Source organism: Pseudomonas sp. Irchel 3E20, from assembly GCF_900187645.1.
In the GTDB taxonomy this organism is placed as follows: domain Bacteria; phylum Pseudomonadota; class Gammaproteobacteria; order Pseudomonadales; family Pseudomonadaceae; genus Aquipseudomonas.
In genome coordinates, this window is sequence record NZ_FYEE01000010.1 from 201,363 (window position 1) to 210,037 (window position 8,675).

Annotated in this window: 6 protein-coding genes, 1 tRNA gene and 2 pseudogenes; 1 reads left to right on the forward strand and 8 read right to left on the reverse strand. The window is 63.1% G+C overall.

Features of this window, described 5'->3' with window-relative positions; all coding sequences use genetic code 11:
- Positions 1-80 precede the first annotated feature (80 nt).
- The 4 genes and pseudogenes from CKW13_RS18535 to CKW13_RS18550 all read right to left on the reverse strand — a co-directional run.
- Positions 81-1,532 carry an efflux transporter outer membrane subunit gene (locus CKW13_RS18535; protein WP_095110068.1) on the reverse strand — a complete coding sequence of 484 codons (1,452 nt, stop codon included), beginning with the start codon at positions 1,530-1,532 and terminating at the stop codon, positions 81-83.
- Positions 1,529-4,705 (reverse strand): efflux RND transporter permease subunit, encoded by a 3,177-nt coding sequence (locus tag CKW13_RS18540; protein ID WP_095110070.1) that lies wholly within the window; start codon positions 4,703-4,705, stop codon positions 1,529-1,531. Before CKW13_RS18540 ends, CKW13_RS18535 begins: the two co-directional genes overlap by 4 nt.
- Positions 4,702-5,868 (reverse strand): efflux RND transporter periplasmic adaptor subunit, encoded by a 1,167-nt coding sequence (locus CKW13_RS18545; protein WP_095110072.1) that lies wholly within the window; start codon positions 5,866-5,868, stop codon positions 4,702-4,704. Before CKW13_RS18545 ends, CKW13_RS18540 begins: the two co-directional genes overlap by 4 nt.
- Positions 5,869-5,952: 84 nt before the next feature.
- Positions 5,953-6,156, reverse strand: a pseudogene (locus CKW13_RS18550) (integrase core domain-containing protein); the annotation flags it as partial.
- A gap of 18 nt (positions 6,157-6,174) precedes the next feature.
- On the opposite strand from CKW13_RS18550, the pseudogene CKW13_RS18555 reads away from it, so the two are divergent.
- Positions 6,175-6,972, forward strand: a pseudogene (locus CKW13_RS18555) (site-specific integrase); the annotation flags it as partial.
- A gap of 131 nt (positions 6,973-7,103) precedes the next feature.
- Here the strand turns inward: CKW13_RS18555 and CKW13_RS24495 are convergent.
- From CKW13_RS24495 to CKW13_RS18570, 4 genes are all read right to left on the reverse strand, one after another.
- A tRNA-Pro gene (locus CKW13_RS24495) sits at positions 7,104-7,172 on the reverse strand.
- A 136-nt stretch (positions 7,173-7,308) separates the two neighbouring features.
- Complete coding sequence (locus tag CKW13_RS18560) at positions 7,309-7,830, reverse strand: lysis system i-spanin subunit Rz (RefSeq protein WP_095110074.1); 522 nt, start codon at positions 7,828-7,830, stop codon at positions 7,309-7,311.
- On the reverse strand, positions 7,827-8,360 hold the full coding sequence (locus CKW13_RS18565; protein WP_095110075.1) for a glycoside hydrolase family 19 protein: 534 nt from the start codon (positions 8,358-8,360) through the stop codon (positions 7,827-7,829). Before CKW13_RS18565 ends, CKW13_RS18560 begins: the two co-directional genes overlap by 4 nt.
- 61 nt (positions 8,361-8,421) lie before the next feature.
- Entirely contained in the window at positions 8,422-8,658 is a 237-nt protein-coding gene (locus tag CKW13_RS18570) for a hypothetical protein (protein ID WP_095110077.1), read from the reverse strand.
- Positions 8,659-8,675 lie beyond the last annotated feature (17 nt).

Genomic DNA, 8,675 nt, shown 5'->3' on the forward strand with positions numbered 1-8,675 from the left:
TGGCTGGCGCCAGGAAATCTGCCGCCTAGCCGTCCTTCGCCGAACACCACAGGCGCGGCGCTTGGGTACAACAACGGTGTCTAGCGCAGTGCCGCAGCACCGCTGCACACCTGCCCCGCCTGCTCGCAGATCTGCCAGCCACCGCCCAATGCCTTGTAGATGCCGACCACCGCCAAGCGCTGCTCGGTGCGCGCCACGGTCAGTGCGCGGCGGCTGCTGAAGTCCGCACGTTCGGCCTCTAGGACGTCCAGATACACCCCCTCACCTTCCGTGAAACGCGTGCGGGCCAACCTCGCCGCCTCACGATTGGCCGCCGCCTCCAACAGTCGCAAGCCCAGGGTGCTCCCTGCTGCACTGTTGGCCTGGAACGCGTCATCGGTTTCTTGCAGGGCGCGCAATACGGTCTGGTCGTAGCTAATCAATGCCGCCTGGGTACGCGCCTCGCTGGCGGCGATCCGCGCACGTACGCGCCCAGTGTCCAACAGCGACCAGCGAATGACCGGTGCGATAAAGTTCGACTGCATGCCCGAGTCGCCCAAGGCGCCGAGGCTTCCGGCCAGCAGACCGATGGAACCCTGCACCTGGATATCCGGATACAAACCGGCTGTTTCCACGCCGATCTGCGCGGTCTCGGCCGCCAGCACACGTTCGGCTGCTGCGATATCGGCACGCCGGGCCAGCAAGCCGGCCGGGTCGCCCACCTGCAGGGTGCGCAGGTTCAAGGTCTCACGGCCGGGCCGGGCCAGCGGTGGCTTGAACCCTTGTGGCGCCTGCCCCAGTAGTACGGCCAACGCGTTGGTGGTGGTTGCCCGACGCCGCTCCAGGCCAGGTGCTACCGCCTCGACATTGCGCAGCAAGGCCTCGGCCCGCAGCCGATCGAATTCAGTGGCGGCGCCTACGCTGACCAAGTGCTCCACCAGGCCCAGGCTGTCGCGCTGGCTTTGACTGATGTCCGCCACCACCGCCTGCTCGGCTTCGACCCCTTGCAGCTCGAACCAGGTCGCGGCGACGGTGGCGGCGACGCTCGCCTGCACGCTGCGCAGCAATGCCTGGCGCGATCCCGCCTGGGCCTGCGCCGCCTCCACCGAGCGCCGGACACGGCCAAACAAGTCGATCTCCCAGGCGGCATCTACGGCCGCGCGAGTGGTTTCCTGTGAGCGCTGCTGGCCGAACGGGGTCTCGACTTCGCTGCGCCGTCGGTGTTCATAACCGAGGGCAGCACCGCCGCTGGGCAAGAATCCCTGGCGGCTCTCGCGCAACATCGCCTTGGCTTCGTCGAGCCGCGCGGCGGCGATGCCGATATCGTGGTTGGCCGCCAGCGCCTGCTGGATCAATTGGCTGAGGGCCGGCTCATCGAACACACGCCACCACTGCACCTCGACATCGCCCGTACCGAGGCCGGTAATGGGCGCGCCGAAGCTCGCCGGCCGTTGCGCGGCGGGCAACACCGGCGCGGAATAATCGGGCCCGACTGCGGCGCAGCCAGCCAGCAGGAGCGACGACAACAGAAACGCTTGATAGGCCAGTTTCATGACACGCGCTCCTCCAGCTGCAGCTTCGAACTCGAACCCTTGCGCTGTAAGCGCAGCGCAAGGTTGCGCATCACCACGTAGAACACCGGCGTCAGGAACAGGCCGAACAGGGTCACCCCCAACATCCCGGCAAACACCGCAACCCCCATGGCATGGCGCATCTCGGCCCCGGCGCCGCTGGCAAACACCAGCGGCACCACACCGGCAATGAACGCCAGCGAGGTCATCAGGATCGGCCGCAAGCGCAACTGGCACGCCTGGATAACCGCTTCCAGCGGGTTGGCGCCTTCGGCCTCAAGGCTGCGAGCGAACTCGACAATCAGGATGGCGTTTTTCGCTGCCAGGCCGACCAGTACCACCAGCCCGATCTGTACAAACACGTTGTTATCGCCGTCCACCAACCAAACGCCGATGATCGCGCTGAGCAGACACATGGGCACAATCAGCAAGACCGCCAGGGGCAGCAACCAACTGTTGTATTGCGCGGCTAGGATCAGATAGGCCAGCAACACACACAGCGGGAAAATGAACAGCGCCGATGACCCTGCGAGCTTTTGCTGGTAGGTCAAGTCCGTCCATTCATAGGTCACGCCCTCGGGCAGTACCTCCTGTGCCAGGCGCTCCATGAGTGCAACGGCTTGCCCGGAACTGACCCCGGGCATCGCTCCGCCGGAGATGTCGGCCGAAGGATAGCCGTTGTAATGAATCACCCGATCGGGTCCGGAACTCGGTGTGACGGTGACAAACGCCGACAACGGCAGCATGTCCCCGGCCGCGTTACGCACCTGCAGGCGGCCGATGGCTTCGGCCTGCATGCGGTGGTCCGCATCGGCCTGGGCAGTCACCTTGTAGGTGCGGCCGAAACGGTTGAAGTCGTTGACATACAGCGAACCGAGGTAGACCTGCAAAGATTCGAACACATCCGCCAGTCGCACCCCCTGGCTCTTGACCTGGGTGCGGTCGATATCGACATTCAGTTGGGGCGCGTTGACGTCCAGACTGGTCATCAACCCGGCGACCTGGCCCGACTCGGTGGCTTTTGTCATCAGCACCTGGGTGTGCTGCACCAGAGCCTGGAGCCCGACCCCGCCACGGTCCTCAACCTGCAGTTTGAAGCCTCCGGTCACTCCAAGGCCGGGCACTGGCGGCGGTGGGAATACGCCGAGGAAACCGTCGGGAATGCTCGCGAACTTGGCTTGCAGGCGCCCGGCGATGGCAACCGCAGCCATGTCGGGAGAAGTACGCTCCTTGAACGGATCGAGCATGACGAACATTACGGCAGCATTGGGTACGTTAACGAAGCCGTTGACCGACAGCCCAGGGAACGCCACCACACTTTCGACTCCAGGCTCATCCAGGGCGATTTTCGACATCTGCCGCACCACCGCATCGGTACGATCCAGGGAGGCCGCATTGGGCAACTGGGCGATGCCTACCAGGTAGTACTTGTCTTGCATCGGCACGAAGCCCGCCGGTACAGCGCTGAAGCCGAACCAGGTCAGCGCCAACAAGCCGCCATAGACCAACAGCGCCGCCCCGCGACGGCCCGCTACCTTGCGCACCGTGTTGCCATACGCCTGCGGTGCCCGCTGGAACGGCCGGCTCAGCATTTGCACCAGGTGCGCGGCGCGTCCGCGCAGGCTACGCGGGTCATGCACCACAGCAGCGTCGCGCGGGCGCAGCAACAGGCCGGCGAGTGCCGGGCTGAGGGTCAAGGAGTTGACCGCCGACAGGATCGTGGAAATCGCAATGGTCAGCGCGAACTGCCGATAGAACTCACCTTGCAGGCCACTGAGGAAGGCGGTCGGGATGAACACGGCAGCGAGCACCGAGGTGATCGCAATGATCGGCCCGGTGACCTCGCCCATCGCTCGCCGCGCAGCCTGCGTCGGCTCCTCGCCGTTCTCGATATGTCGCTCGACGTTCTCGACCACCACGATTGCATCGTCGACCACAATCCCGATGGACAGGACCAGGCCGAACAACGACAGGGTATTGAGGGAGAAGCCCATCAAATGCATGACCGCAAAGGTGCCGATGATCGACACCGGCACGGCCATCAACGGGATCAGCGACGCACGCCAGTTACGCAGGAACACCACCACCACGAGGACCACCAGCAGGATCGCTTCCATCAGAGTGATGGCCACTGACTCCAGCGATGCACGCACAAACACTGTCGGGTCATAGGCAATCCGCGACACCATGCCCTCGGGGAAATTGGCCTCCAGGCGCTGCATGGTATCGCGCACCGCCTGCGCCACATCCAGCGCGTTGGCGCCCGGGCTCTGAATGATCTGCAAGGCAACGGCCGGCTCGCCGTCCAACAGGCTGCGCAGCGCGTAGGCATCGGCGCCCATTTCGACACGGGCCACATCGCGCAGACGCGTGACCTGGCCGTTATCACCGGTGCGGATGATGATGTCGCCAAACTGCTCCTCGTCCGTCAGGCGCCCGAGGGTATTGACCGTGACCTGGAACGCCGCGCTGGAGTCAGGCGCCTGGCCGACCGAGCCAGCCGCCACTTGCACGTTCTGCTCCCGCACCGCGGTAATTACATCGCCTGCGGTCAAACCACGGGCGGCGATCAGGTCCGGGTCGAGCCACAGACGCATGCTGTACTCGCCCGCGCCCCACACCAACACGTCGTTGATCCCTGGAATCCGCGACAACTCGTCGCGTACCTGGAGGTAGGCATAGTTGGAGATGTAGAGCGGGTCATAACGTTGGTCGGGCGACAGCAGGTGGACCACCATGAGGATATCCGGGGAGGTCTTCTGCGTAACCACACCCAGGCGCTGCACCTCTTCGGGCAAGCGCGGCAGGGCCCGCGAGACGCGGTTTTGCACCTGGATCTGCGCCATGTCCGCGTTGGTGCCCTGGGCAAACGTCGCGGTCAGGATCATGCGGCCATCGGTCGCCGATTGCGACGTCATATACAGCATGCCCTCGACCCCGGTTATCACCTGCTCAAGTGGCGCCGCCACCGTCTCGGCGATCACCTGGGGGTTGGCGCCCGGATAAGAAGCCGTCACTTGCACCGTGGGTGGCGTCACGGCGGGGTATTCGCTAAGCGGCAAATGAAAGAAAGCCACGATGCCAGCGATCATCATCAACACTGACAGCACGATGGCGAAGATCGGCCGGTCAATGAAAAAGCGTGGGAAGCTCATTGCACGCCCCCCAACACCAGCGGCGCATCCAACGGCGCCCCATCAATGCTGGCGGCCAGTGGCGTCACCTGCATGCCGGGGCGCACTAGCCCCTTGACCACAATGCGCTCGCCCGGTTGCAGGCCCTGCTCAATCACGCGCAAGCCGTCGGCCATCGGCCCCAGTTCGACGGGGCGGTATTCGGTCTTGTCGTCTGCGCCGACCACCAGCACATAGCGGCGGCCCTGGTCAGTGCCAATCGAGTGGTCGGCCACCAACACCCGGGGTTGCGGCGCGCCGGTGTCCAGCTTGACCTTGGCGAACAGCCCCGGCGTCAGGCGCCCATCCGGGTTGTCGACCACGGCACGCGCACGCACTGTGCCGGTCTTGCGGTCGGCCGCATTCGCCAGGAAGTCCACCCGCCCGGCGCGTGCATAGCTTGCATCGTTAAGCATCGCCACCATGACCTTGGCGGCCTTTTCCCCTTTGGACGCGGCAACCTCCCGAGTCGCGGCAAGCGAGCGCAGATAGGTGCGCTCGTCGACATCGAAATACACATGCAACGGGTCGATGGAAACGATCGTCGTCAGCGGCGTCACCCCACGGGTGACGTAGTTGCCCTCGGTGACAAGGGCACGGTCGACACGCCCGCTGATGGGCGCGGCGACGCGGGTGTAGCTCAAGTCCAGTTGTGCGGCATCCAGCGCGGCCCTGGCAGCGTCGACCTGGGCCCTGCCGGCATTCAACGAGGCGATGGCGGTGTCAAGACGATCACGCGCCACCACTTTTTTAGCGAACAGTTGCTCGGCCCGACCATGCTCGGCCTGGGCCAGCAATGCGTTGGCCTGCGCCTCACGCAAACGCCCCTTGGCAGCGTTCAGCGCCGCCTGGAACTCCCGTGGGTCGATCATAAATAACAGGCTGCCCTTGGCCACGGATTGCCCTTCAGGCACGCTGACACTTTGCAGATAACCACTGACACGCGGACGCAGTTCCACATGATCGATGGCGGTCAGCGAACCGGTGTACTCGACAAACGGTGTCACCGCCCGCGCAACCACCTCGGCCACCGGCACACCGGGTGGCTTGGCGGCGGCGGCCGGTGGTGCGCTGTCCGAGCATCCGCCCAGCGTCAACACCACGGCCATCGCACCGGTAATCAGGCTTATTGGTTTGGCGTACATCGTTCACCCTCCTGGGAATTCCATGAAAAACCGCGACTATCGGTTTATCCGGCATTCCACAATGGGAAGGTCAAGTTGTAGTGATTAACTAATCCCGAACACGACGTTGAGTTTTTTCTCGGCCTGAGCTGGGGCCAGTGCGCCGTTAAACTGATGTGGTCGAATCCAGTTGTACCGATGCATCAAGAAACAGCTGATATCGCGCTGGGCTTCTTGAGCAGTTCTGTAGCCCAGGGTCTGTATCCATTCAGTCTTCAGGCTCCGAAACACACGCTCCATCGGCGCATTAACGCTCCTATGAAAACAATGGCGCGAAAAACAATGTCGGGCCTCTACCAGAGGAACGGGATTTGGCACATCGACAAAGTCGTCAGAGGTAGCCGACTTCAAGAAAGCACTGGAGCAAGCGAAAGGGAGGAAGCGGAGCAGTACCTGATTCACCGGCTGGAAAAGCTGCGGCAGGAAAAAATCTACGGCGTGCGCGAGGTGCGAACCTGGCGCGCAGCTACCACCAGGTTCCTGGCGGAGTTCAAGGATCGGCCATCAATCGGCCTTTCTGCCTCGCACATCGAGCAGCTTGACCCGTACATCGGCGATCTGCCGGTAACGCACATTGATGATGGGGCCCTGGCGCAATTTGTACGGGACCGGTAAAAGCCGACCAACACGGCACAGGGGAAGGTCAAGCCGGGCGTATCGAACAGGACAGTCAACATCGCCCTGCAGCGAGTTGTCAGGATATTGAACCTGTACCACCGCAAGTGGCGCGATGCTGAAAAGCGGCCGTGGCTGGAGAGCGTGCCGATGATCTCGATGCTTGAGGAGAAGAAGTCGAGCGGTAATCCCTACCCGATGTCGTGGGAAGAGCAGGCGATATTGTTCCCCGAGCTGCCCGACCACCTATTGAGGATGGCCCTCCATAAGGTGAACACGGGTTGCCGGGAGCAGGAAGTCTGTAAATTGCGATGGGATTGAGAGATACGGGTGCCAGAGTTGAACGCCAGCGTGTTCCTGATACCTGCCGGATTCGGCGGGCGAAGTGACAAGGCGGGGATAAAGAACGGCGATGAACGCCTGGTGATTCTGAACAATATGGTATCAGCAACCGATTCGCGTGGGCCTGTGCTGACAATCTTGAAGAGGAGGCAGACATGAAAAAGCGAGAAGTCACGCAAATGTCACGCGCATGAAAAAGGCCAATGCTGTGAACATTGGCCTAAGTCATCGAAAAAATATGGTCGGGACGGAGTGATTCGAACACTCGACCCCTAGCACCCCATGCAAGCGGACACCTCTACAGCCCGCTAACTACAAGGCTTCGCGCCTGGCGCTCGCTGCAACGATGCCCAACAGTGCGCAACCGTATTTTACAAAGTCACTCGTAAAGTCACTGAGCCTTTTCGACCCCCTCCCCGGCGTCCTGCCGAACGAACACAATCCCTACCTCTGCAAGTCCCTGACATAAGCCTGGCAGCCCCGCAGCGCGATCAGTCCTTGGTCGCCGGCATCGGTGATGTTGATAATTCGTTGAGCATGCGCTGGGTCAAGCCGGGCGCGCGCTCCTCCATGAACCACGCCGCCGGCGCCGGGATCGGCTGACACTGCGCAGCCACTGGCTGAATCCGTGGTGTCGAGTAGGACTGACAGCCGCAGATCAGCAGTAGCAAGACGATCACGCAGGCGAGTCTGGTTTTTCTGGGCATCGGATAGTTCCCGGTAGTGGAGTTGGTCGCTGTCAGCCAAGCGCTGCTCCAGGGCCAGGCGCTTGTCCTGCTCGGCGCGGGCCTGGGCCGCTGCGGCATTGCTGAGGGTGCCCAGGATGCTTTCGTGGGCCAGTGCCTGATCCGATAGCCGCTTGCCGTAGCGCCAGTCCTGCACCTGCCAGGCGCCCGCCCCGCTGCCGGCTATCAGCAGCAAGATCAGCGCCGCCCAGCCAGCAAGGCGCCAGGTGGCGGGAGTCATGCCAACACCTTTAACGCCCGGTCATACAGCGCCTTGCGATCCGCCAAGCCGTTGGTGCCGCCGTTGATCCGCTTGGTGATGAGCAAGAAGTCACCCGCATCGGCCAGGGTGTTGAGCCCGGCCCGGTGCCAGAACCACGCCGCCGACATGGCTGCGTGCTGGGGCTCCTCCAGCAACTCGGGGCACTTGAGCAGGCCCAGGCCCAGGGCTTCACCGCACGCCGCGTAGTTGGCCCGGCCGGTGACCTGGATCAGGCCGCGCCCGCGGAACTTGGAGCCGTCACCCGCGACGGTATTGCCCAGATCCTTGCGCCCCTCATACCCGGCCTGTTGCTTGGTTGGGCCCCAGATCTCGCGCACGTAGCGCAGTTGGCCAGACTCATGGCCGATCTGTGCAATGAACGCCGCCACGCGCGCAGGCGTGACAATGCCGAACTTGCCCATGGCAGTGTTGAGGACAGGTGCAAAAACGCCGGCTTTGGCGCCGGCGTTGGGGAGGATCAGCAGCAGTTGCTGTGCGGTGATGGGCATTGCTTTTCTCCAGGCAAAAATAAACCCGCTCGGTGGCGGGTGGCTTAAAGGTGCGGCGCTGTCAGTTTTCGTCGGCTGGCAGCGGGTATCGCTGTTTGATGGCAGCGACTGCCGAAAGCCAGGCACTGTAGTCCGGCTCAGCTCTCGCGATGATGGCGTCATAGTCCGCCTCAAAACGCAGCGGATCGGACTCGCTCGCAAAAGCGGCGCGCCTAGATGAGCGAGCACCTTCTAACGCCGCGGCACGCTTCTCGCTCTCCTGCTGTTCAGCAGTGATGACCTGGCTGAAATCAATCATGGGGCACCTCGACGGCT

What these genes read in the sequence shown, in the direction of transcription:
- CKW13_RS18570 (WP_095110077.1), bottom strand. Translation starts at nt 8,658, where the DNA reads ATGATTGATTTCAGCCAGGTCATCACTGCTGAACAGCAGGAGAGCGAG.
- CKW13_RS18540 (WP_095110070.1), bottom strand. Translation starts at nt 4,705, where the DNA reads ATGAGCTTCCCACGCTTTTTCATTGACCGGCCGATCTTCGCCATCGTG.
- CKW13_RS18545 (WP_095110072.1), bottom strand. Translation starts at nt 5,868, where the DNA reads ATGTACGCCAAACCAATAAGCCTGATTACCGGTGCGATGGCCGTGGTG.
- CKW13_RS18565 (WP_095110075.1), bottom strand. Translation starts at nt 8,360, where the DNA reads ATGCCCATCACCGCACAGCAACTGCTGCTGATCCTCCCCAACGCCGGC.
- CKW13_RS18535 (WP_095110068.1), bottom strand. Translation starts at nt 1,532, where the DNA reads ATGAAACTGGCCTATCAAGCGTTTCTGTTGTCGTCGCTCCTGCTGGCT.
- CKW13_RS18560 (WP_095110074.1), bottom strand. Translation starts at nt 7,830, where the DNA reads ATGACTCCCGCCACCTGGCGCCTTGCTGGCTGGGCGGCGCTGATCTTG.